Source organism: Corynebacterium sp. HMSC074C03, from assembly GCF_001838285.1.
In the GTDB taxonomy this organism is placed as follows: Bacteria; Actinomycetota; Actinomycetes; order Mycobacteriales; family Mycobacteriaceae; genus Corynebacterium; species Corynebacterium amycolatum.
In genome coordinates, this window is sequence record NZ_KV836194.1 from 45,041 (window position 1) to 67,320 (window position 22,280).

Consider the following 22,280-nt stretch of genomic DNA (forward strand, 5'->3'; position numbering starts at 1 on the left):
TTGTATTTCCCGTCACTTTTATCGATATATTTTAGACAACACTGAATCTTTACCGTACTGTTACAAACTGTATTTCTTTCATCTGATAGCTGCCCATCCTCCGAAAGGCTGTGACGAACCCCGTGAGTGCTGCGAAGAAGCGTCATCTCAATCGTGCTAACGACGGAGTCTCCACTTCGTCCAAGATCGCTGCTGGCGGTCTGGTCGCTGCTGTTGCTCTGGGTGGCACTGTCGCAGCATCCAACTACGACACCATCACCGTCGAAATTGACGGCAAGGTCGAGCAAATTGCAACCTGGTCCAAGGATGACAAGGCCATTCTAGAGAAGGCTGGTGTCGAAACCACCGGCGGAGACCTGGTTCAGCGTCAGGGCGACCTCACGGACGGCGGCAAGCTGGTCTACCGCTCTGCCAAGCCGGTCACGATGATTGTCGATGGCAAGCCGCAGGAGCACAAGACCAATGCCATCACTACCGATGAGCTGATTGAAGGTCTGAAGAAGCAGGGGCTCATCTCCGATAAGGACAAGGTCGAGGTCGAAAAGGGCGAGATTTCCGCTAAGGGGGTCGAACTCGACGTCGTTCGTGCCAAGAATATTGTGCTTCACGACGATGCCAAGGACATCGACCTGACCGTCCCGGCTATGACCGTCGGTGATGTACTGGCACAGCGTGGCATTGAGCTGCGTGAAGACGACACCGTTGAGCCGGGTCTGGATGCGCCGGTCACTGAAGGCATGCGCATCGCGCTGTCTCGTCTGATTGATAAGACCATCACCGAGACTGAGGAAATTCCAGCTCACGAGAACATCATTGAAGATGATTCGATGTTCGAAGACGAGCGCATCGTTGAGCAGGAGGGTGAGCCGGGCCAGGTAGAACGTCAGGTCAAGGTCACCTCTCGCGACGGCGAAGAGCTCGGACGCGAGGTCCTGGAAGAAAAGGAGCTAAAGGCTCCGGGTATCTCCACTATCCGCCAGGGCACTAAGTCTCGCATTGCAGCTCCGGCCGCTGGCTACGGTGTGTGGGATCAGCTGGCTCAGTGTGAGTCCGGCGGCGACTGGGCTATCGATACCGGTAACGGTTTCTCCGGTGGTCTACAGTTCACCGATTCCACCTGGGCAGCTTACGGCGGTACTGAGTATGCACCGCGTGCATCGCAGGCTTCCCGCGAGCAGCAGATCGCTGTCGCCGAGCGCGTCCAGGCTGGTCAGGGTTGGGGTGCATGGCCCGCTTGCACCGCTTCCATGGGGCTTCGTTAAAGCTAGTTCAGACTAGCCAAAACGAGCTAAACCTATTTTGTCTTTTGACCCCGTAGTATCTAACTGTGACTAAAGCAGAAGTTTCTTTCCTGGGGCCGGTCGAAGTGCGCGACTTGGCGGCGCAGTTGGATATTGTCCCGACGAAGAAATTGGGGCAGAACTTCGTCCACGACGCCAACACCGTGCGTCGAATTGTCGCTGCGGCGGACTTGCCGGAGGATTCCTACCCTGTTGAGGTCGGCCCCGGCTTGGGCTCGCTGACCCTCGGGCTGCTCGAACACTGCGGCCGCGCCGCGGCTGTTGAAATCGATTCTCGGTTGGCGGAGCGTTTGCCCCAGACAGTCGCTGAGCGCGCTGACGGCTGCGCGCTAGAGCTCATTGAGAAAGATGCGTTGAAAGTCAGTCGCGAGGACTTTCGGACCGCCCCAGATGCGCTGGTGGCCAATCTGCCATACAACGTTTCTGTACCGGTGTTGCTGCACATGCTTGCCGAGCTCCCCACCATCCGCCGCGTGCTCGTGATGGTGCAGTCTGAGGTCGCTGACCGGCTGGCGGCTCAGCCGGGCTCCAAGATTTACGGCGTCCCCAGCGTCAAGGCCGCCTACTACGGCACAGTGCGTCGCGCCGGTGCCATTGGTCCGCACGTCTTTTGGCCGGTCCCGAAGGTTGATTCCGGGCTTGTGCGCATTGACTGCTACGCCCGCTCCGACGCTCCTGAGAACCCCAATGCCGCCGATGCCCCCGAGGCTCCGTGGGAGATTTCGCCGCAATTTCGCGCGCGCCTTTTCCCGCTTATCGACGCTGCTTTTGCGCAACGCCGCAAGACCCTCCGTGCGGCCCTATCGGGGATTTACGGATCTGGTGCCGCAGCCGAAGAAGCGCTTATGGCAGCGGGGATTGACCCCAAGCAGCGAGGAGAGAAGCTCGAAATTGCCGATTTCGTTCGCCTCGCTGAGGTCTCACGAGACTAGCGCTTTTAATAAAGGACAGGCGATCTTTCCCCCATGCACCGTGATGACACCCCCAGTAGGGCCGAGATCGGCCGGCGCGAACCGCGCAGCCTGGCTTGGACTAAGTTCTGGCCTGACGACGACGGCTGGGTGTGCAACTGCATAGTTTTCCGAGGTGACCGCTTGCTGCTTCTGCTGCGTGAATACGAGGGCTTCCTCGGGGGCCAGTGGGATTTGCCCGGTGGCAAGCTAGACGCGGGGGAGGAGCCCGTGGAGGCCGCTGTGCGCGAACTGCGTGAAGAGGCCGGCTTGCGCGCAGCGGAGGTCAGCGAATTTGCCCATTATTCCAATCCGGACTTGGGCGGGGAGAATTTCCGCTTCCACACGGTGACCTTTCTAGTACGCGAGGCCGACGACACGCAGAATGTCCAGCTCAGCGGCGAGCATCCGGAATTTAAATGGGTAACCCGAGAGCAGTTCGAGGAGCTGCCGGTGGCTTGGTATGTTCGGCGTGTGCTTGGCAACGTCGAATGGGGCACAATAAATACTCATCATGGCGAATCTGATTAATTGCGAGAATATTTCTAAGTCCTTCGGGCTCAAGACTCTGCTCGACGGCGTCAGCCTCGGTGTTCAAGAGGGCGACCGCATCGGCGTTGTCGGTTTGAACGGTGGCGGCAAGTCCACACTGCTGAAGATTCTGGCAGGCGTGGAGCCGGCGGACTCCGGACGTATCTCGCGAGCCAACGACATGGCCATGGCTCATGTCACCCAGGGCGCCGAGCTCGACCCGAATTCCACCGTGTTTGAGTGCGTCATTGCACCGCTGGGACTCGCTGAACACGAGTGGGCGGGTAACGCTTCCATCCGCGAGGTCCTCGATGGCATCGGTATCAATGACCTCGGTATGGATACCAAGGTCGCCAATCTCTCCGGTGGTGAGCGCCGTCGCGTTAACCTGGCGGCCGCACTGGTCCGAGATCTGGATCTGCTCATTCTCGATGAGCCAACGAACCACCTCGATATTGAGGGTGTGCAGTGGTTGGCCGATCATGTCCTTTCGCGCCGGACAGCCCTGGTCGTCGTCACGCACGATCGTTGGTTCCTGGATACCGTTGCCACGAAGACGTGGGAAGTCCACGACGGCACCGTCGATTTTTACGATGGCGGTTACAACGACTGGACGTTCGCGCGTGCCGAGCGTGCGCGCCAAGCCGATGCCGCCGAGCAGCGTCGCCAGAACCTTGCGCGTAAGGAACTCGCGTGGTTGCGCCGGGGTGCGCCGGCCCGCACCTCGAAGCCTCGCTACCGCATCGAAGCAGCTGAGGCTCTCATCGCCGATGTCCCGGCGCCGCGTGATTCCGTGGAGTTGATGGCGTTTTCGCAGCGTCGACAGGGCAAGGTGGTCGTGGAGCTAGAGCATGCGTCCCTGGAAACGCCCGATGGTAGGGAATTGCTTAACGACGTCACGTGGCGTCTGGCCCCCGGCGAGCGCATTGGCCTGGTCGGTGTCAACGGCTCGGGTAAGACGACTTTGTTGCGCGCATTGGCGGGAGACTACCCCTTAAGCGATGGCAAGCGGATTGAGGGCAAGACGGTGCGCCTGGGTTGGCTGCGACAGGAGCTCGATGATCTGCCGCTGGATATGCGTGTGCTCGACGCTGTGGAGGACGTGGCGACCTACATTGACCTGGGCAAGAAGCAGATTAGCGCCTCGCAACTGGCGGAGCGACTGGGTTTTTCCCCGAAGCGGCAGCGCACCCCAATCGCAGACCTCTCCGGCGGTGAGCGCCGTCGCTTGCAACTCACACGCGTGTTGATGAGTGAGCCGAACTTCCTGCTGCTCGACGAGCCGACGAATGACCTGGATATTGACACGCTGCAGGAATTGGAAGACCTGCTGGACAATTGGCCGGGCACGTTGGTGGTCATCTCGCACGACCGCTACCTGATTGAGCGTATTGCCGACTCGACCTGGGCCCTCTTCGGCGATGGCGAGCTGACGAACTTGCCTGGCGGGATTAGTCAGTACCTCCAGCGTCGCGCACAGCTGGCCGACTCGGCCGCTAGTGGTGGTGCCTCTCAAGCAAATGCCGGTAGTCCGCAGACCCGTGGCGCAGCTTCAGAGGAGGATACCTCGAAGCTCTCGGCTGCGGAAGCTCATGCTGTCCAGAAGAAGATGAGTGCCCTGGAGCGGAAGATGGCGAAGCTCAGCCAGCAAGAAAGTGAACTGCATGCGCAGATGGCGGAAGCGAGTGCTGATGTAGCCAACTTGGACACACAAAAGCTGGCGGACCTCGATCGCCGTGCTGCGGAGGTGGCTGAGCAGAAGGCAGAGCTGGAGATGGAGTGGCTGGAGCTAGGCGAGCAGCTCGAGGGCTAGCACCTTACTTCAGCTACTAGCCGAACAAACTAGGTATGAGCCGGGTACTCGTGGTCAGCGTGCCCGGTTCTTTCAATCTGCACCGTGGCGTGTTCAATCCCGTGGACGTCGTGAAGCAGTGTCTGCGCGCGGTCGAGCAATGCGTGCTCGTCGCCGTTGGGGAGCGTGTCGCAGCGCACGAGATGGACAGATGCCAGTAGGTCGCTGCCGTTGAGGGACCAGACGTGGAGATCGTGGACATCGACCACTCCGTCCAAGTCAGACAGGTCAGCAGTAATTTTCTCGGTGTCGACGCCCTTCGGGGTGTACTCCAGCAACACGTGGAGACAGTCGCGCACCAGAACGGCGGCTCGGGGGACGATGAAGAGCGCAATCACGATGGAGACCACAGAGTCGATGGCAGTCCAGCCGGTGTATGCGATAGCGATAGCGGAGATAATGACGGCGACCGAACCAGCGGCGTCGACAAGCACGTGCAGATACGCGCCGCGGACGTTGACGCTTTCCTTTGCAGCGCCGGCGAGCAGAAACGCCGCAATCACATTGGTGAGCAGGCCGATGACTGCGATGATGAGCATCGACGTGGTTTGAATCTCAGATTGCTCCACTGACCCGAATCGCCGGATTGCGCCCCAGAGAATCACAGCGGCAATGATGAAAACTGTCAGACCGTTGACGAGAGCAGTCAGAACCTCAACACGACGGTACCCGTACGTCGCGCGGTGATTGGCTCCGCGCTGGGCGATAGCCAAACCGGCAACTGCCATAAGCAGGCCTGCGGAGTCCGTCACCATATGACCGGCATCTGCCAGCAGCGCCAGTGAACCCGAGACCAAGCCGCCGATGAGCTCGGCGAGAAATACGACAAGAGTTAGACCCGCAGCCGCGAGCAGGCGGCGGGCAGGAGTGTTCGCGGGGTCAATATGAGCGTGGTCATGGCCGTGACCGTGGCCGTGTGAATGACCGTGTGAGTGACCGTGGCCGTGTGAGTGGCCAGAGTGTTCAGTTGTGTCCATAACCCCTAATGATAACAGGGTTATTCAGCCTCCGGAAGATAGCTATCCGCCCACGCATAAATCAGGTCAGCAGCGCGCGCGGCGGACTTAGCGCGAGTGAGCAAGTGGTCTGCGCGATCCAAGCTCATCAGGGATTTTGGATAGCGAGAGACCTGGAAAATCTTCTGGGCGCTATCGATACCAACAGTCTGGTCGGTCGGGGAATGCAGAATAAGCAGCGGCTTGCGCAGCTGGCTGAGATAGACCTCCGGGTTGTAGTCCGCCAACACTTCCAAGAACTCACGGGAGATGGGAATGCCACGACCTTCAATCTGCAGAACCTGCGTGCCGTGCTCATCGACCGTCGAAATGTCACCGGCGATGCGCACAATCGAGTGTGCCGGATCGAAGGGTGCACCGATTGTCGCAACCGCCTTGACCTTCGGCATATCGTGGCCGGCGTTCAGCGCCGCTGCGCCACCGAGCGAGTGCCCAATCAGTAGCGAGGGGGCCTCAAATTCTGCCTCCATGAACTCGTAGGCGGCCTTAAGGTCATCGATGTTGGTCTGGAACGTCGTCTCACCGAAATCGCCAGTGGACTGCCCAAGACCAGTGAAGTCGAACCGGAATGCCGCAATGCCCTTCTTCGCCAGCGCCTTACAGGTGCGTGACGCGCCGGGCACCATTCGATTACACGTGAAGCAATGACCAAATAGCGCCCACGCGCGTGGCTGACCGTCCGGCAAATCAATTGATGCAGCCAGAGTCTCGCCGGTCGATCCCGTAAATTTTAGGTGCTTTGTTGGCATAGGTTATATCCGCGTCTCAGTGTGTGCTCAATGTGTGTACGTTTTCGCTTTACGACGCCCGTTGTGGTGGCGACCGTACGCAATATTAAGCCCGGGTGCCACAAATAAGTGAGGGATTGGGCGAAAAATTCGACCAATCCCTCAATCTCCTAGTGGCTGTGAGTTAACGCACCGGAACCCCCGGCCCCAGCGGAATGCCCGCGAGGTACCACAGGACAAAGAATAGGAACCAGCCCACGATCATGCACAGCGAGTACGGGATGGCCAGTGACATTAGCGTGCCGACACCCGCCGGCTTGTAGTACTTCTGCAGGAAGGTAAGCGCCAGCGCGAAGTACGGAGACATCGGCGTAATGATGTTGGTCGGGGAGTCACCAATACGGAATAGCTGCTGGGAGACCTCTGGGGAGACGTTGACGTACATCAGCATCGGCACAACGACCGGCGCCATCAGAGCCCACTGTGCGGAGCCCGAGGTAATCAGCAGGTTGAGAACAGCCACCATCAGGACGAAGGCAGCAAAGAGCAACAGCGGCGGCAGATCCGCCTTGGTCAGGAATTCGGAGCCCTTGATAGCGGTCCACTGACCGATATTGGACCACTTGAAGTAGGCCGTGAACTGCGAGACGGCGAAGAAGAGCACCATCATTGTGGTCAGTGTACCCAGGCCACGTTCCATGAAGGCGGGCACGTCTGCAGAGGAGGTGATGGTTTTGGCACCGATGCCGTACGCAATGCCGACCACTGCGAAGAAGACGGCAATGGACACCACGACGTCGGTAAGCAGCACGGAATTCAAGATGCCGTCGCCTTCGCCGCGCAGAGGCGAACCCGGGATGAACAGGGCAGCGAACCAAAGCGCCAGGAAGATGACAGCGGCGATGTTGCCGTAGCGGAGGCCACGTCGTTCGGCATCGTTGAGGATTAGCTTGTCGCGGCCATTGCTGGAGCTGCTAGGTGCGGTGTTCCGCTCCTCCTTCTTGGCGTTTTCCTCGGCAGCTTCCTCCGAAGCGCCCGGTTTGGTGAATTCCGCGGCATCGTGGTCAATGTGGTCGTCGTGGACGGTCTTCTCCACGTGCTTGGTAATAAACAGTTCAGTAACGGCGGTAATAATCAGAGCCAGCACAATGGACGAAGCCATGGTGAAGAAGTAGTTGGCCAGAGGTGAAACCACGTATTCCGGATCCACGAAGTGCGCCGCATGCGTGGAGATACCCGCCAGCAGCACATCGGTGATGTTGAGCACCAGCGACGAATTGAACCCGGCTGACGAGGCGGCAAAGGCGACCATCGCACCGACAATGGGGTTACGACCAACTGCGGCGAATGAGGCGGCACCCAGCGGAATGAGAATCACGTAGACGGCATCAGAAGCGATCGAACCAGTCACGCCGGCCAGTGCAACAATGAATGTCAGCAGGACAGGGGAGTGCACCTTGGAAATTGCCGCGCGGATTGCCGAGCCGATGTAACCGGAGTACTCCGCAATTGCAACACCGAGCATGCACACCAGAATCAGGCCAACTGGTGCGAAGTCCGTGAAGTTCGTTACCGCCTCAGAAACCATCTTTTGCAGGTACTCTGCGGTAGCAAGGCTTTCCACCTCGATGATGTCACCCGACGCGGGATCCTTGGCCTGCATTCCCGCAGCCTCACCGAGCCACGAAGAAACGATGACTACACCGGCAAGAATCACGAATAGCCAAAATGGATTTGGCAGTGCGTTGCCGATACGTTCCAGTGTTGCTAGGAACCCCTTTGGCTTCGGTGGCGCTTTGTCCGGTTCCAACGTTTTTGACTGTCCCATATATATAAATCCCTCTGTGTTAGACGTTGGTAAAAGGTTAGGGGAAAGTAAGTTGCGTCACAACGTAAAAGGCCAGAGGCATATGTATGTCGGGTGCGAGCAGGCGCATAAGGGAAAGTTAAGGGAATAGCTAGGGAATAGCTGTAGTGCACCTTCTTCGACTAGAGTTAATCAGGTTATGGGCAAGAAGAAGTCGAAGAAAGAAAAGGTCAGCGCCAACAACGCGGTGGTGGCCACCAATCGTCGTGCCCGCCATGACTACAACATTCTGGACACCTACGAATGCGGTGTCGTTCTCGTGGGCACTGAGGTCAAGGCGCTGCGCGAGGGCAAAGCATCGCTTAACGACGCCTTCGCGACCATCGACGACGGCGAAGTGTGGCTCCGCGGGCTGCATATCCCGGAGTACTCCTACGGTTCGTGGACTAATCACTCACCGCGTCGCTCGCGCAAGCTGTTGTTGCACCGCAAGGAGATTGACACCCTGTGGGGCAAGGTCCGCGATGGCAACAACACGCTTGTACCCCTGAAGCTGTATTTCACCGACGGCCGCTTGAAGGTCGAGCTCGCACTCGCCCGCGGTAAGCAGGACTATGACAAGCGCCAGGACATCAAGCGCCGCACGGAGGAGCGCGAAGCTACTCGTGCGCTGGGCCGCCGTGTAAAGGGCATCAAGGGGTAGAAGAGATCTTCATTAGAAGAGACCCTTTTTTAGAAGGGGAACTCAGTCGCATCGACTGGGAGGATGAGTAGGCCAATGACGTTTTCGTGACGGTCAAAGGCAACTCGAGCCATCCATTCGCCAGCCTCATGTTTGAGGGTGGTGATGACGAGACTTGTGCCGAGAATCTTCGACAGGAGTTTCTGCGAGGTCGGTTCCTTAGTCCTGGTTCCCCCGAGGCTGGTGACTTGGGTGTCGTCGAAAGATTCGAACGCCCCAGTCTCGGCGAGAACATCTTCCCAGACAGAGTAGATAGTGGACCAGGGGAGATCCTTCCGGAGCTTTGGGGAAATCATGCTTACGGTTTCTGCTTCTTCGCCGTTGATGATGTGGCGAAGGAATTTTTCGCCGAGCTCGGCGATATGTGTAGTTTTTGTGGCAGTCATCAATTCTCCTGAAACGGGGTTTTGGACACTTCCGAACCGCTTGAATGCCGCTTGCCGGGAGATATTGAGTACATTTCCAATCTCTGCCCATGAATGGCCCGCTGCGCGAGCCTGCGCCACGGCATCTTCAAGTTCTTGTTCGGCAATGTTCGTTGCTTGCAGTCGGTGACGGATTGTCGTCAATGGATCCATGACTGCAGTCAACCATTGGTTGACGTCAGTGTCAACCCGGAGTTGACATTCGGGTGGGGGGCGGAGCCTTGCGGCGAAGCTTGTTGACTTTTCCCGTCGTAAAGCGTTATTCTTGAACATCCTTTGAGCGCAACGCACTTTCCCGTGCTCGAAGGCATTGTATGGGGCTGACATGGTTTCGACACCGTACAGTGAGCCAGGGGAAGCGTGCCGGTGCAGGCTAGAGACCACCGTTTAAGCGTCGTAGCAACTGATTAAGCGCCGAGAACACTCAGCGCGACTACGCTCTCGCTGCCTAATTAAGCGACTAGCGTGTCTGTCAGACCGGGCTTGCCCTTTGGTCCGGACCCTGGCATCGACTTAAAAGGGCTCGCCCGATGGGTGCGCCGTAAGGCTCATCGGGGATCTTCTTACTTGCGGCTGGGCCCGTCATTCGGACATGTTTGCCTGAGCCGAAGGGTCGAGTAGAGGCGATCGTGCGAACTGCGCACGGAGAAGCCCTGGCGAGTTGGCGGTGGACCCGAGTTCAATTCTCGGCAGCTCCACGGATAGGAAATCCCCGGTCATTACGGCCGGGGATTTTGCTTTTTATATTTTTTATGTCGTGTAGTCGCTTTTCCCATCATGTTGCAACTGTCTTTGTTGGATTTGTCATAATTTTGACGGTATTCGACATGATAAAGCAGATAATGCGCGGGGAATTCGGGTTAGATATTCTTGCTGTTATTGCAATGGTTGCGACCCTTGCGGTGGGGGAGTATATCGCGGCATCGATTATTGCTCTAATGCTCACCGGCGGTGAGGCATTGGAAAACTACGCGGCCTACCGCGCAAAGCGGGATTTGCGCAGTCTTCTCGACCGCGCACCGCATATGGCGCGTCGTCTGCCGTCGCTGGATGCGACGCCGGATGATGCGGAGGAAATCCTCATTGAGGATGTCGCAAAAGGCGACTACCTGCTGGTACGCCCGTCGGAGGTCGTTCCGGTTGACGGAGTGACTTTTGATAAAACGTCGGTCGACGAGTCTTCGCTGACAGGTGAGGCAGGGGCTGTACATAAGAATGTCGGGGACACGATTCTGTCAGGTTCCGTCAACGGAACACAGGCAGTTCGCATTCAAGCATCCAAGTCGGCAGCCGATTCTCAGTACCAGAAGATTATTGCGCTGGTGCGTCAGGCGGAGGATCAGCAGGCACCAATTGTGCGTGTGGCGGATCGCTACGCGGTGCCGTTTACAGTAGTTTCACTGCTCATCGCAGCTGTGGCATGGATTGTCAGCGGCGACCCCGTGCGCTTCGCTGAGGTACTCGTTTTGGCGACCCCGTGTCCGCTGCTGATCGGTGCTCCGGTGGCGTTTCTCGGCGGTATGAGTCGTGCATCCAATGCCGGTGTGATTGTTAAGGGCGGTGCCGTCCTAGAGAGCCTGGCAGCTGCTAAGTCAATCGCCTTCGATAAGACCGGCACGCTGACCTATGGCCGACCAACAGTCGCCGAGGTCCACACGGAAGGCATCGAGCGTGACCAGATGCTTGCTTATGCTGCGGCAGCCGAGCAGTTCTCCACGCACGTCCTGGCCGACAGCATTATTCAGGCCGCCGAAGGGCTGGAACTCCCAGTGGCCGAAGATGGTATGGAAGTAGATGCTGAAGGTGTGGAGGCCACGGTAGCTGGGGTGAAGGTGCGCGTCGGCACGCTGGACTTTATTCGTCGGGTAGCGCCGGAAGTCAGGGAAATTGCCTTCCGTCATGGGCAGACGGCGGCGTACGTCACCATCGACAATAAGTACGCCGGCGCACTAATCCTGGATGATCAACCACGCACAAATGCAGCGGAGCTAGTTAGTGCGCTCCAGCACCACGGCTTTGAACGGACTGTGGTGCTCACCGGTGACAATGCCAATACCGCGCATGCAATTGCAGGTCAGGTGGGTATTTCCGAATACCATGCTTCGCTGCTGCCGCAGGATAAGGTACGCCTGTTGAAGGAGATGGAGCCGCACCCGGTCATCATGGTGGGCGACGGAATCAATGATGCCCCGGTGCTCGCAGCTGCTGGCGTCGGTATTGCCATGGGCGCGCGCGGTGACACGGAAGCCTCCGAGGCCGCAGATGTGGTCATCACTCGCGACGATATCTCGCGAGTGGCACGAGCTATCGATATTGGACGCTGGACACTGACCGTAGCCAAGACAGCCATTTGGATTGGTATCGTGCTTTCCGTTGCGCTGATGCTTGTTGCGGCATTCGGCTACATCCCAGCAGTGGTCGGTGCACTACTGCAGGAGGTTATCGACCTAGCAACAATTCTCTATGCCCTCCGCGCGCTGAAAGGAAGAGAACGCGTTAAGGTCACTGCAGAAGCGGACGTGGCGGAAGCGAAAGTGTAAAAACTGGAGCCCGCAGCGCAAGGGATAGCAAAACCCTCGACCACACTTTTCAAAGCGGGGTCGAGGGTTTTACGCTCTATAACGCCTGAGCGACGTTGAGAAGTCTTAGAAAGTGCTCTTGTAAACGTTGGCGATAGTGGTGCCAGTAACTGCCGAGCCGTGGAAAGTCGGGTGGTTGGTCATGTTGTAGGAAGCAACATCGGTATCCAGGATTGCGGAGACCTGACGCTCACCGTCCGGACCACACATTGCGACGTCGATGTGGGTAACTTCCTTCATGTTGACGAAACCAATGCCGGATTCAGCGGCAGCGCGCTGCTGACGGTTCTGCAGAGCCATCTCAAAGTGGTGCATGCCGGCAGCCGGAATGTGCGGTGCAAAACCTGCGGCGTTAACCGGGCAAGCGTAGTGAGTCGGGTCATTAGAGGTGAAGGCCGGGTAGCCAATCAGCATGACGCGAGTAGTTGGGTTAGCGGCCCTGATCTTCTCCACAGCGGCCACAACGTTGGTGGTGTACAGGTCATCCTGAACCGGCATTGGCAGCACAGCGCCCTGCATCGCGTCATTGGCGCCAACGTAAATGGTCACCAGCTGGGTAGCCGGACCGAGGGAGCCCTGAGCGATGGCGTTGTCAACCTGACCCATCAGGGACTTCTGCGGCTGAGTCGGCATGAAAGCGGTAGTGCCATTGCAGGAGTAGTCGTGCAGTTCAAGGCCAGTTTCACGAGCAACGTGAGAGCCGATGTTCGAAACCGAAATCGGGCAGCCACCACGGCCCGGTACGGCCGGATCGGACTGACCCGGGTTAGCAGCGAAGGAATCGCCGAAGGCAACGTAGTTACCAGTAGGAAGAGCGTTGGCAACACCGCCAGTCAGGAGGGAGGCTGCCAGCGCAGAAGCTGCAGCTGCCGAGGCTGCTGCACGGCGAACAACGTTGTTCTTCATAATTAAAAACCTCTTAGTTGAAAACCTATAGAAGGAAAAACTCGCGCTACACTCGCGATTTCTTCGCCACAGACCGTCCCTGGAAGAACCAAGTCCGACAGAACCAAGTCCGACAGAACCCTGAGCGGATACTTAGAGACGTGCCTTTATCACTTTGTTATACAACTAGGTTCTAGTCCTGATGTCAACCGGAACCAGCTAGTTATATGGATATTCGACTCTTTCAACGCCTCTTGTTTGTCTCTTATCGCTGGTAGGTGGAGTTATGAGTTACTTCCGAACGTGGAATACAGCGCAGCGATGACACCATCGGCTACCCCAGAACCATCTTTTAGCTCAATCTCATCTTCAGCAAAGGGGCCACGCTCATCCAGTTCCGCTTCTGTGGGGCGCGGCTGAATCAGCGTTAGGTGTGGACCTTCACTGATAACACCACTGAAAAGACGTGCCTGACGAGCCGCCTCACCATCCGCCTGCGCCCGTACCTCGTCCAGGGATGCACCCTCAAAACTGTCCGCCTGCTCCGGGGCAATCACCATAATCTCCTGCGCCAGCACGGCACCAACGACACCTGCCGGCCACGATGTCCGAGCGATAAAGTCCGCCAACTCAGGGCTACCACCTTCAATTCTCTCGGGGAGAGGTTCCTGCGCAACGACGGTCAGCGGGGCGCTGTCAATCAGCTCGTCGGCAAGCACGTCGGCAAGCGCGGCGGTGGGGACGAGGGCGAAGAGACTCGGGGCGCGGTCCCAACCTTCGGCGTGGACGTATTCGACAGCCTCGCGTACGGCGCGATTGAGTGCCTGCTGGCTGAGATGAGTCTGGGTTCCGCTGTTTTCGCTCATGACGCTTGACGACGCCCCTTTCCTGGCAACGCTGTATTAACAGCATCCTTAGTCAAATGTTAGGAACTTTATTTAGAGTAGATGACAGATAAGCGTACGACCGACTTACCAGCTCGCTGGCAAGTCAAGTTCAACTTGGACAGGAGAGACGTTGTCTCTAAACCAGACTCGACCGAGACGATCGGCGGGTGGCCGCCCGGGGTGGCTGGCAATTACCGTGTTGGTGATTGCCGCGCTGACCTTTGTTATTCCAATCGCCGTCAGTTTTTATACGGACTTTCAGTGGTTCGGTGAAGTGGACTATCGAGGGGTATTCGCCACCACGTGGCTCACTCGTATCGTCCTGTTTATCACCGTAGGCCTGATAACGGGCGCACTGACATTTCTATCTATGTGGCTGGCGTGGCGCTCCCGTCCCGTCGACCTCGGGCTGACGGATCCGCGCAGCCCGCAGGCAGTGTACCGACGGATGGCTGAATCTGGTTCGAAGTCGATGTTCACCACGCTGCCTGTTGTATTCGGCGTACTCGGTGGCCTTGTGGGGCAGGGCAAATGGCAGACGGTGCAGCTGTTCTTAAACCGACAGTCCTTCGGTGAGACAGACCCGCAGTACGGCAAGGACTTGGGCTTCTATGCGTTCCAGTTGCCGCTGTGGTCGTACATCGTGTCGACGCTGGTTGTCCTGGTAGTTATTGCGTTCCTGCTGTCGCTGGTGACGCATTACTTCCTTGGTGGTATCCGCCCAGGTAATCCGACTACAGGGGAGAAGACCCGCGTTTCCAATGCGGCTCGTGCGCAGTTGGCGTGCTGGGCCGGTGTTTTCATGCTGCTCAAGGCTGTGTCTTACTGGCTGGACCGCTATGAACTGCTGAATAACAAGCAGAAGACCTTCACCGGTGGTTCCTACACCGATATCAATGCGCTGCTGCCGGCGAAAATTACGCTGCTGGTCATCGCAATTGTCGTGGCCGCTGCATTCTTTGCAGCCATTTTCTTGCGCAATCTTTCCATCCCGGCGTTTGCCACTGTGCTGATGTTGGTTTCCGCGGGGCTGATTGGCGTGGCCTGGCCGATGGCAGTTGAGCAGTTCTCGGTTAACCCGAACCGCGCTTCCAAGGAACGCGAGTACATTGCGCGCAATATTGAATCGACGCGCTACCACTACGGGCTTACCGACGACAAGGTGAAGGTCGAGCGCGACTGGGGCGTTCCGGCTGAAAAGGAAGGCGATAAGGAGGCAGCAAAGGAAGGTGCGGATTCGATCTCGCGCGATGCCGCTACTCTGGCCAATATCCGAATTCTGGATCCGGAAGTGCTGCCACGTACCTTCACGCAGCAGCGCCAGCTGAAGAACTTCTATGGTTTCTCCGATCCGCTTGCCATTGACCGCTACCAGATTGATGGCGCGTCCCGTGACTTCATCGTCGCTGCTCGTGAGCTGAACCCGCAGACGCTGCAGGGCAACCAGACTGACTGGATCAACCGTCACACGGTCTACACCCACGGCAATGGTTTCGTTGCCGCGCCGGCTAACAAGGTCGATGAGGTTGCCTCTGAGTCCGGTTCCGCCCGCGGTGGTTACCCGTTGTACACCGTGGCTGACCTGTTCGAGTCCGAGGACCCGAACGGCATGAATCTGAACCTGAAGCAGCCGCGTATCTACTACGGTCCGGTTATCGCCAACAGCGATGCCGACTACGCGATTGTCGGCGGCAATGGTGACGGCAACGACTACGAGTACGATGCTGACGGCCGAAACTTCACCTACGACGGTGAGGGCGGTGTTGGCGTTGGCGGACTTGCCAGCCGCATGATTTTCGCCACCCGTTACCAGGAACTCAACATCCTGCTGTCCGACCGCATTGGGCCGGACTCCAAGATCATCTACAACCGCGATCCGCGTGACCGTGTTCAGAAGGTCGCCCCATGGCTGACTACCGACACCAAGACGTACCCGGCTGTAGTCGATGGCCGTATGAAGTGGATCGTCGACGGCTACACCACGTTGGCCAAGATGCCGTACTCCCAGCGCATGAGTCTTCAGGAGACCACGCAGGACTCCATTAACCCGGATGGCACTCCACGCCCGCTGCCGAACAGCGAGGTCAGCTACATCCGCAACTCGGTCAAGGCGACCGTCGATGCCTACGATGGCACCGTTGAGCTCTACGAGTTCGATGAGAAGGATCCGGTGCTCAAGGCCTGGGAAGGCGTCTTCCCGAGTGTGGTGAAGCCAAAGTCAGAGATTTCCGAGGAGCTGCAGGAGCATCTGCGTTACCCGGAGGACTTGTTTAAGGTTCAGCGTGAGCTGATGGCCAAGTACCACGTCAGCGATCCGGGTGTGTTCTTCGCCAACGATTCCTTCTGGTCCGTCCCGTCCGATCCGACCGCACCGGAAGAGAAGAATCTCTCCCAGCCGCCGTACTACGTTGTTGCTTCCGATCCGAAGACCGGCAAGCCGAGCTTCCAGCTGATTTCCGCTTTCCGTGGTCTGGAGCGCGAGTTCCTCGCCGCCCAGATGAGTGCTTCCTCCGATCCGGAGACGTACGGTCAAATCACCATCCGTGCCCTGCCGACCAACACCCAGACCATGGGTCCACGTCAGGCGCAGGACACGATGATGTCCGCAGATGAGGTCGCCCAGGACCGCACCCTGCTCGAGGGCACGAACGTGGTCACCAACGGTAACCTGCTGACGCTGCCGGTTGGTGATGGCGAGATTCTCTACGTCGAACCGGTCTACACCCAGCGCAAGGGCCAGGAGACCGCATTCCCGAAGCTGTTGCGCATTCTCGTTGCTTACCGCGGTCAGGTGGGCTACGGCGCCACGGTCACTGAGGCTCTGAGCCAGGTCGGTATCGACGCTTCCGCCGTGACCAAGGTCCGCGGTGAGGAAGAGGCTGAGGAGCAGCCGGCAGATAAGGACAAGGGTGCCGCCGCCGAATCCGACGACGAGGCGCCGAAGGAAGAGCGCAAGGTTGATGTCGCTGCGCGTGACGACGCCGCTCGCCGTATCTCCGACGCGCTGCAAAAGCTTAACGACGCCCAGAAGAACGGTGACTATGCAGCCCAGGGCCAGGCACTTGCCGAGCTCGACCGCGCTGCCACTGACTACCAGAAGGCTAACGGCCAGTAAGGTTTACAGAGAGTAAGGCTTGCAACGAGAGATTAGCCGAGAATCATAGGTTCTTATGGTCTATAGGATCCCCAGGTTGTAGAGAAACCCGCTATGACCTGGGGATTGGTCTTTGTTGGGACCTCCGTGCTACAGTTACTTCTCGTTGGCCAGAGAGGTCAGCACCCGCTGTGAGTGCTTGTAAAAGCCAGGACAGTTGACGCGGGGTGGAGCAGTTCGGTAGCTCGCTGGGCTCATAACCCAGAGGTCGTTGGTTCGAATCCAGCCCCCGCCACTAAGAAGAGACCCCTACCGGTGCAAACGCTGGTAGGGGTTTTCTTTATTCGGGGGTCAAATCACCGTTTGGGGGTTAAGCCGTTGGGTAGTCGTTGGGTCTGACGAACTCGCGCACTTCACAACCGAGCGTTGAAGGGCGGTCATCAGAAATGCAGCGTGAGGCGCTGCTCGATTAGTCGGCCTGAAGGTACTTAGCTTGAGGGGTTGCTGGGTTGATTCTGGTCGATTTGCCTCGGCTCATGTACGCGCTGCTAGCTTTCGGTTTCACATATCGATGAGTTATTCACTTATGGATACGCTGGAGCGCATCGATGGGTGAATCATGCATCGATAAGTGAGCGCAATACTGGCAAAACGGTGGGCAGACAGCTGGCAGACAGCTGCCAGACAGGCCCGGACAGCCCACGGTGGGCTCGAAATGTGGGCGGATGCGGAGTGACTCGTTCCTTTTTTCGCCCCTTCATAAAGAACTCTACGAAGCCTTGGCTTTCGATTTCTTCAGCCAGATTATCGGCGGAATCAACAGAGCCAGGCCACCGATAAGTGCGACCCCACCGAATAGCCACACCAGTCCGGCGATAATGGCGATGGGGGCGAGGATGGCCGCCGCGATTTCGAATGGTGCGAAGCCCACGTAGGCCATGCCGAACTCCTCGAGAGTGCCGGATTTCTGCTCCGGGTCCACAATCTTCAGGACGGCGATGCCCGTGGCTACGGAAGCGGTTGCCCAGCCCCAGCTGAATACGGCGCGTTCGAACCAACCATGTTCGAAGACTCGTGGTGCGACGTAGAAGAACAACACCAGGCAGAAGGCCAGCCCCACGACGAACAGAATAATCAGCGGGACGATGTAGGTGGCCACCACTGCCGGCACAATCGACGCAATGCCCACTGCAACCAGGAAGTCCGTCGACGCCCCGGAGACCGAACCCATCAACTTCGTATCCAGGTAGTGCGGTGCCTTAATCAGGTGCAGTACTCCAACACCCGCCAGGCCGACGAGGAAGGCCATCGCGAACAGCGGGAAGCTCAAGGCCGGGAAAGCGTCATTGACCAAGTTAGTCAGGATATTCGCCAGGAAGAGAGTCACCGCCAGTGCCGCGACATGCAGCGCAATCGGCTCAATTGAGGACGGGCTCGTGGTCGCGCGTCCCACGCTTGGTCGCTGGCCGGGAAGAGAGATGATGCCGGTACGCATGTCCTCCGGCAGTTTATCCAAGGCGGGCAACTCGTTGGTGTGCCCCTTCTTTGAACCCCAGCGGGCAAAGATAACGCCACCGACAATTGCGGAAAACATGCCCACCGCGGCGGCTGTAAAGCCCAAACTCGTGGCCTCAGTCATGCCGGCCGAATCCAGTGCGCCACCAACTGCTGCTGCCACACCGAAACCGCCGACGAAGCCGACGGGCAGCATGATGCCGAACCAGTCCGGAGTATTGAACAGCGGGGCGAAAAGAATCACGCCAAGCAGTGCGAAGAAGCCCCACTGTGCCAGGTACATGCCCACGGAATAGGACCACATTGTTCGCGCGCGCTGGCGAACCTTGGCATCGAAGTCCATTGTGAACGGAAGGGCACCGAAGACTGCAGCGATTAGAATCGTCGCATAGTCGCCGAAGTGCTCGCTGAACTGGATGATTCCCAAAGCGTTGGGGCCTAGTAGCAAGCCGAGCAAACCCGCAGTAATCGGTGCAGGGATGAGAAGCTTCTGGAACCAGGGGATGAATCGCCGCATCAAATTACCGATGATGAGCAGCAACGAAATCCAACCGATATCCATCAAGACGTCGAAGGGCGTGTAACCATCCACGGGAATTGATTACCTTTCTCGTTGGTGGGGTTTCACCAATTAGCAATTATGTGAATCGCATCGTCGATTCTTAGAAAAATTGGAATAAAACCATAGGAATACCTCACGATTGTACGTCAGTTACCGAGAGATTTTGTGGCTTCAGTCACGATTAAGTTCCTCGCATGCACGATAAAAGCCGCCTACCCAGTACTTTCCGGGGAGGCGGCTTGTGGTTGTGGTTAGACGGTTCTACTGTCGGCCATTCCTAATGCGCGACCAGGCTGCTGCGACAACCAGGCCAACGCACGCGATGGCGAGGTAACCCCACATGTGATCGGCGCTGGTCTGAATGGTCTTTGGCGGAGCAGGAGTGTTCTCCGCGGTCAGCACGCTTTCTGTGTCTCGGCCAGAGGTGATGTCATCGATCCAGTCAGCCGTGCCAGCGAGGGTGGTGATAGCTGCGCTGGGGGAGGGGAGGTCAGGATCGCCATTGGAGGTTCCGGCAGTAGCCAGGCCCGCGAGCTTGCCGTCGACGAAGAACGGGCCGCCGGAGTCACCGCCCTGCATACCCGCGCCAGAGACGGAATGTGCGTCCAGGATGGCGCTTTGAATCATTGGCATCATGGCAGCGTCGGCTGGGATGCTTTCCGTTCCTGCGGGGATGGACTCGGTTTTGGAGTCATCTGGCTTTACTGCATCCGGTTTAACTGCACCCGGCATGACAGCTTCGCCCGGAACAGCCTCACCAGGAGCGGCCCCATCTGGAGCAGCCTCACCTGGAGTTCCATCAGCCGGTCCTCCGCCTAGCAACTCATTGACGACCATCTTGGTCATCGGAAGCTGTCCGGATCGGGCCATCGACGAGCTGCTGCTCCAGCCATAGAGAGTTCCCGTCTGTCCAGGTGTTGGGATATCGCGGGAAACATTCGCGGGTGTTGCGTCAGTGACCTTTTGGGTCAGGTGGAGCAACCCCGCATCAGACATTGGAGACAGCGCCCAAGAATCGGCATCGTAGACCTTCCCGCCGATGCGGGCCTGGGTCCCTTCGTTGTTCACAGACTCCAGGCAGTGGCGTGCAGTGAGCACCCACTGGTCGGCAACCAGCGTTCCGGTACAGTCACCGAAATTGCCGATTTTGCCAATCTTCAGCGCGGCCACAGAACTGCTTTCAGCATTCGCAGGTGCGGGTTCGCCGTTTTCCAATGCAAGAGCTGGGGCTGCAGATAGAAGCAGGGTGCTGCTAACAATTGCTGCGATGGAAAAAGATGTTTTCTTCACGGTTATTTCCCTTTCCCAGAAGGAACAATGGCCTTGATTGCGGTGGCAACGAGTTTTTCGGCAGGGCCCTGTCCGACAAACTTCTTCCAGAGGCTAGCGACGACGAGGAAGAATACGATGAAACCTGCTGCGGACAACGTGGAATGCAATACAACATTCTGCTGCCAATAAAACGCGGTGAGAACGTGCAGGATGTAGATAGTCAGTGACATTGTTCCCATAGCCGCGAATGGGTAAACCACAGCTGGGAAGCGGTCGCCTACGAAAAGGCACAAGTGCAGCACAATGGCGGCAACTGCGACGGAGAGGATGATTTCTCCGAAGACGCCAGTGTGTCCGGTAAAGCGGAGCCAGCCAGCAATCTCGGGATCAAATCGGAAGTACATGCCGACGGCAGTGATGACAACGCTGACAGCGGTAACAATCCAGCTCAACCGAGTATTAGTGCTGGTCTCAGAGGTGGAAGTGCTTTGCAGGCGACCGCGCAAGTAGACGTCGTAAAGCAGCATGCCGCCGATGAAATATGCAATCCACGCGAGTAGCGGATAGATCTGTGGCAGCGTCATAGGCGCGTACTTGATTGTGGCGGCGATGGTTGCGGCGATGAAGAAGCCGACTCGCCACCAGGTTCCGAGCGCTGGCATCCAGGAAACCAGCATCATTACCAGGCCCATGATGACGAGGACCACCTGAATTTCTCCACCGACCGGCAATAGTGCCAGGCCGATGAGAATGATCAGGGCACCGCGGGTGATTAGACGCAAGAAGGTAGTGCTGCTGTAATTACGGCCGATGATCATCATTGTGGCGCCGGCGATGATGGCGAACAGTGATGAGGGTAGGCCAGAGAGCACAACCTTTGTGCTCCAAAGTAGTGAGGCCATATGGACAATAATCATGCCGATGATGGCGAGTGAGCGCGCTATATCAAGCCCCACGATTCGGGTAGGTTTATTCACCCCAGATTTCTCCTTTACTACAACGTATAGGGAGGTGCTCTTTGGTAAAAAGCACTCTCTACAAATGGCGTATTGAAAACGACTTTCTAGTTGTAGCAGCCGAATCTGACAATACATTAAGTGAGCATGTGTAAAACACAGTGTTTCGTCTGTGTTTTTACTGGGAAACTAGCGCGTTCAAAAAAGCCCAGGGGCACGCGTAACCTAGTGGCATGAGATCAATGCTGACGAGTTTCACCTGGGCTGAGGTGCCAGGAGTCTTCCTCGCGTACCTGTTGATTATTGCCATCCCCACCGCTCTCGCTTGGATGGGTGCCGTGTGGCTGGCCAAAAAGTACGGTGAGCGTATCGCGTTTGGGCACACGATTTTCGTCTTTGTCGCAGCATTCCTAATCTGCTTTTGTACGCTCGCGTGGACGCTCGAGGGCGAATACGACTACTCGCCATGGCAGGTTTTCTGCAGTGGCTTCGCGATGGTCATCCTTACTGCCTCTGCCATGATGCGCGTGCCCGCCCCAACTCTGAACCTTCTGCCCACGTGGTGGGCAGCGGTCGCCGGCTATGCCCTGTGCTGGAGCATCATCGCCGGCACTGACGACACCACCGGGCTTTGGGGAGTCGGTCTGATATTCCTGCTCCTCGGCCTCATCGCAGGCGTCGGCGCAGTCGTGTGGCTTACGCTGGCGATAAGGAGGCTTTTGTTGGATTCTGCCGCTTAGGAATTCTTAGTGGAACGGAGTTCGACAGCTAACTCGTCGATACGGCGCTCGAGGCCATCGCGAATCAGGTCCATGCGTTCTTCTCCGTCGATGCCTCGTTTTGAAGGCTCGTCAGTAAGCCAACGCTCGAGTGAGCCTTCAGCGTCCGAGGGGAGCTCTACATGAGCGGCATCGCCGATGATGACAACACGATCTGCAGTCCGGAGAATCGTAGGGTCAATGGGCTTTGGCGATGCACCGTCCATAGAGGCGCCGATTTCTGCAACTGATTTGGCTGCAAGCGCATTGGTAGTAGTTTTGGGGTTCGTTCCTGCTGAAAGGGCGGTGAACTGCGTGGCATATTTTGCACGCGCAATGGCCTCGGCCATCTGGGATTTACCGGCATTTGCCACGCAGATGAAAAGTACCTTCGGGATTTCCTTCATTTCAGAATCCTTT

Annotated in this window: 18 protein-coding genes, 1 tRNA gene and 1 other RNA gene; 10 read left to right on the forward strand and 10 right to left on the reverse strand. The window is 57.6% G+C overall.

Features of this window, described 5'->3' with window-relative positions; all coding sequences use genetic code 11:
* Nucleotides 1-122 precede the first annotated feature (122 nt).
* The 4 genes from HMPREF2847_RS11895 (at nucleotide 123) to HMPREF2847_RS01610 (ending at nucleotide 4,595) form a co-directional block, all read left to right on the forward strand.
* A complete protein-coding gene (locus tag HMPREF2847_RS11895) occupies nucleotides 123-1,262 on the forward strand; it encodes a resuscitation-promoting factor (RefSeq protein ID WP_038626312.1) in 1,140 nt (379 codons plus the stop codon).
* Nucleotides 1,263-1,327: 65 nt separating this feature from the next.
* Nucleotides 1,328-2,233 (forward strand): 16S rRNA (adenine(1518)-N(6)/adenine(1519)-N(6))-dimethyltransferase RsmA, encoded by a 906-nt coding sequence (rsmA, locus tag HMPREF2847_RS01605; RefSeq protein WP_070595362.1) that lies wholly within the window; start codon nucleotides 1,328-1,330, stop codon nucleotides 2,231-2,233.
* Nucleotides 2,234-2,266: 33 nt separating this feature from the next.
* Nucleotides 2,267-2,782, forward strand: coding sequence for an NUDIX hydrolase (locus HMPREF2847_RS11195; RefSeq protein ID WP_070429942.1), 516 nt, complete (start codon nucleotides 2,267-2,269; stop codon nucleotides 2,780-2,782).
* Nucleotides 2,766-4,595, forward strand: coding sequence for an ABC-F family ATP-binding cassette domain-containing protein (locus HMPREF2847_RS01610; protein WP_070851295.1), 1,830 nt, complete (start codon nucleotides 2,766-2,768; stop codon nucleotides 4,593-4,595). Before HMPREF2847_RS11195 ends, HMPREF2847_RS01610 begins: the two co-directional genes overlap by 17 nt.
* Nucleotides 4,596-4,624: 29 nt before the next feature.
* Here the strand turns inward: HMPREF2847_RS01610 and HMPREF2847_RS01615 are convergent, their stop codons facing one another.
* The 3 genes from HMPREF2847_RS01615 to HMPREF2847_RS01625 form a co-directional block, all read right to left on the reverse strand.
* Nucleotides 4,625-5,611, reverse strand: coding sequence for a cation diffusion facilitator family transporter (locus tag HMPREF2847_RS01615; RefSeq protein WP_070851296.1), 987 nt, complete (start codon nucleotides 5,609-5,611; stop codon nucleotides 4,625-4,627).
* Between the two features lie 20 nt (nucleotides 5,612-5,631).
* The gene (locus HMPREF2847_RS01620; protein ID WP_070851297.1) at nucleotides 5,632-6,399 is read right to left on the reverse strand and encodes an alpha/beta hydrolase family protein; all 768 of its coding nucleotides are present in this window, start codon (nucleotides 6,397-6,399) and stop codon (nucleotides 5,632-5,634) included.
* 163 nt (nucleotides 6,400-6,562) lie between these two features.
* On the reverse strand, nucleotides 6,563-8,206 hold the full coding sequence (locus HMPREF2847_RS01625; RefSeq protein ID WP_070851298.1) for an AbgT family transporter: 1,644 nt from the start codon (nucleotides 8,204-8,206) through the stop codon (nucleotides 6,563-6,565).
* Nucleotides 8,207-8,384: 178 nt separating this feature from the next.
* Here HMPREF2847_RS01625 and smpB point away from each other — a divergent pair, with 178 nt between their 5' ends.
* Complete coding sequence (gene smpB, locus HMPREF2847_RS01630; RefSeq protein WP_038626299.1) at nucleotides 8,385-8,888, forward strand: SsrA-binding protein SmpB; 504 nt, start codon at nucleotides 8,385-8,387, stop codon at nucleotides 8,886-8,888.
* A gap of 29 nt (nucleotides 8,889-8,917) precedes the next feature.
* On the opposite strand, the gene HMPREF2847_RS01635 is transcribed toward smpB, so the two are convergent.
* Nucleotides 8,918-9,505: a DUF3887 domain-containing protein gene (locus HMPREF2847_RS01635; RefSeq protein ID WP_141765043.1), complete on the reverse strand. Its 588-nt coding sequence runs from the start codon at nucleotides 9,503-9,505 to the stop codon at nucleotides 8,918-8,920.
* Between the two features lie 163 nt (nucleotides 9,506-9,668).
* Here HMPREF2847_RS01635 and ssrA point away from each other — a divergent pair.
* Together ssrA and HMPREF2847_RS01645 are read left to right on the forward strand one after the other, a co-directional pair.
* Nucleotides 9,669-10,053: a transfer-messenger RNA gene (gene ssrA, locus HMPREF2847_RS01640) on the forward strand.
* Nucleotides 10,054-10,194: 141 nt separating this feature from the next.
* Nucleotides 10,195-11,892: a heavy metal translocating P-type ATPase gene (locus HMPREF2847_RS01645; RefSeq protein ID WP_255468879.1), complete on the forward strand. Its 1,698-nt coding sequence runs from the start codon at nucleotides 10,195-10,197 to the stop codon at nucleotides 11,890-11,892.
* A gap of 105 nt (nucleotides 11,893-11,997) precedes the next feature.
* On the opposite strand, the gene HMPREF2847_RS01650 is transcribed toward HMPREF2847_RS01645, so the two are convergent.
* Together HMPREF2847_RS01650 and HMPREF2847_RS01655 are read right to left on the reverse strand one after the other, a co-directional pair.
* Complete coding sequence (locus HMPREF2847_RS01650; protein WP_070851300.1) at nucleotides 11,998-12,837, reverse strand: GDSL-type esterase/lipase family protein; 840 nt, start codon at nucleotides 12,835-12,837, stop codon at nucleotides 11,998-12,000.
* Nucleotides 12,838-13,100: 263 nt separating this feature from the next.
* Nucleotides 13,101-13,682 (reverse strand): PPA1309 family protein, encoded by a 582-nt coding sequence (locus HMPREF2847_RS01655; RefSeq protein WP_070851301.1) that lies wholly within the window; start codon nucleotides 13,680-13,682, stop codon nucleotides 13,101-13,103.
* Nucleotides 13,683-13,833: 151 nt separating this feature from the next.
* Between HMPREF2847_RS01655 and HMPREF2847_RS01660 the strand changes: the two genes are divergently transcribed.
* Both HMPREF2847_RS01660 and HMPREF2847_RS01665 read left to right on the forward strand, forming a co-directional pair.
* Nucleotides 13,834-16,818, forward strand: a complete 2,985-nt coding sequence (locus HMPREF2847_RS01660; protein WP_070851302.1) for a UPF0182 family protein — start codon at nucleotides 13,834-13,836, stop codon at nucleotides 16,816-16,818.
* 200 nt (nucleotides 16,819-17,018) lie between these two features.
* Nucleotides 17,019-17,092 (forward strand) — tRNA-Met (locus HMPREF2847_RS01665).
* 474 nt (nucleotides 17,093-17,566) lie between these two features.
* Here the strand turns inward: HMPREF2847_RS01665 and HMPREF2847_RS01670 are convergent.
* The 3 genes from HMPREF2847_RS01670 to HMPREF2847_RS01680 all read right to left on the reverse strand — a co-directional run bounded on the left by HMPREF2847_RS01670 (nucleotide 17,567) and on the right by HMPREF2847_RS01680 (nucleotide 21,123).
* Nucleotides 17,567-18,904 carry a sodium/glutamate symporter gene (locus HMPREF2847_RS01670; RefSeq protein ID WP_070851303.1) on the reverse strand — a complete coding sequence of 446 codons (1,338 nt, stop codon included), beginning with the start codon at nucleotides 18,902-18,904 and terminating at the stop codon, nucleotides 17,567-17,569.
* A 231-nt stretch (nucleotides 18,905-19,135) separates the two neighbouring features.
* Entirely contained in the window at nucleotides 19,136-20,164 is a 1,029-nt protein-coding gene (locus HMPREF2847_RS01675) for a trypsin-like serine protease (protein WP_070851304.1), read from the reverse strand.
* A gap of 2 nt (nucleotides 20,165-20,166) precedes the next feature.
* Nucleotides 20,167-21,123: a DUF418 domain-containing protein gene (locus tag HMPREF2847_RS01680; protein ID WP_070851305.1), complete on the reverse strand. Its 957-nt coding sequence runs from the start codon at nucleotides 21,121-21,123 to the stop codon at nucleotides 20,167-20,169.
* Between the two features lie 221 nt (nucleotides 21,124-21,344).
* Between HMPREF2847_RS01680 and HMPREF2847_RS01685 the strand changes: the two genes are divergently transcribed.
* On the forward strand, nucleotides 21,345-21,842 hold the full coding sequence (locus HMPREF2847_RS01685; protein WP_246821896.1) for a hypothetical protein: 498 nt from the start codon (nucleotides 21,345-21,347) through the stop codon (nucleotides 21,840-21,842).
* Here HMPREF2847_RS01685 and HMPREF2847_RS01690 read toward each other — a convergent pair.
* On the reverse strand, nucleotides 21,839-22,267 hold the full coding sequence (locus HMPREF2847_RS01690; RefSeq protein ID WP_070851307.1) for an arsenate-mycothiol transferase ArsC: 429 nt from the start codon (nucleotides 22,265-22,267) through the stop codon (nucleotides 21,839-21,841). The genes HMPREF2847_RS01685 and HMPREF2847_RS01690 overlap by 4 nt on opposite strands.
* Between the last annotated feature and the right edge of the window lie 13 nt (nucleotides 22,268-22,280).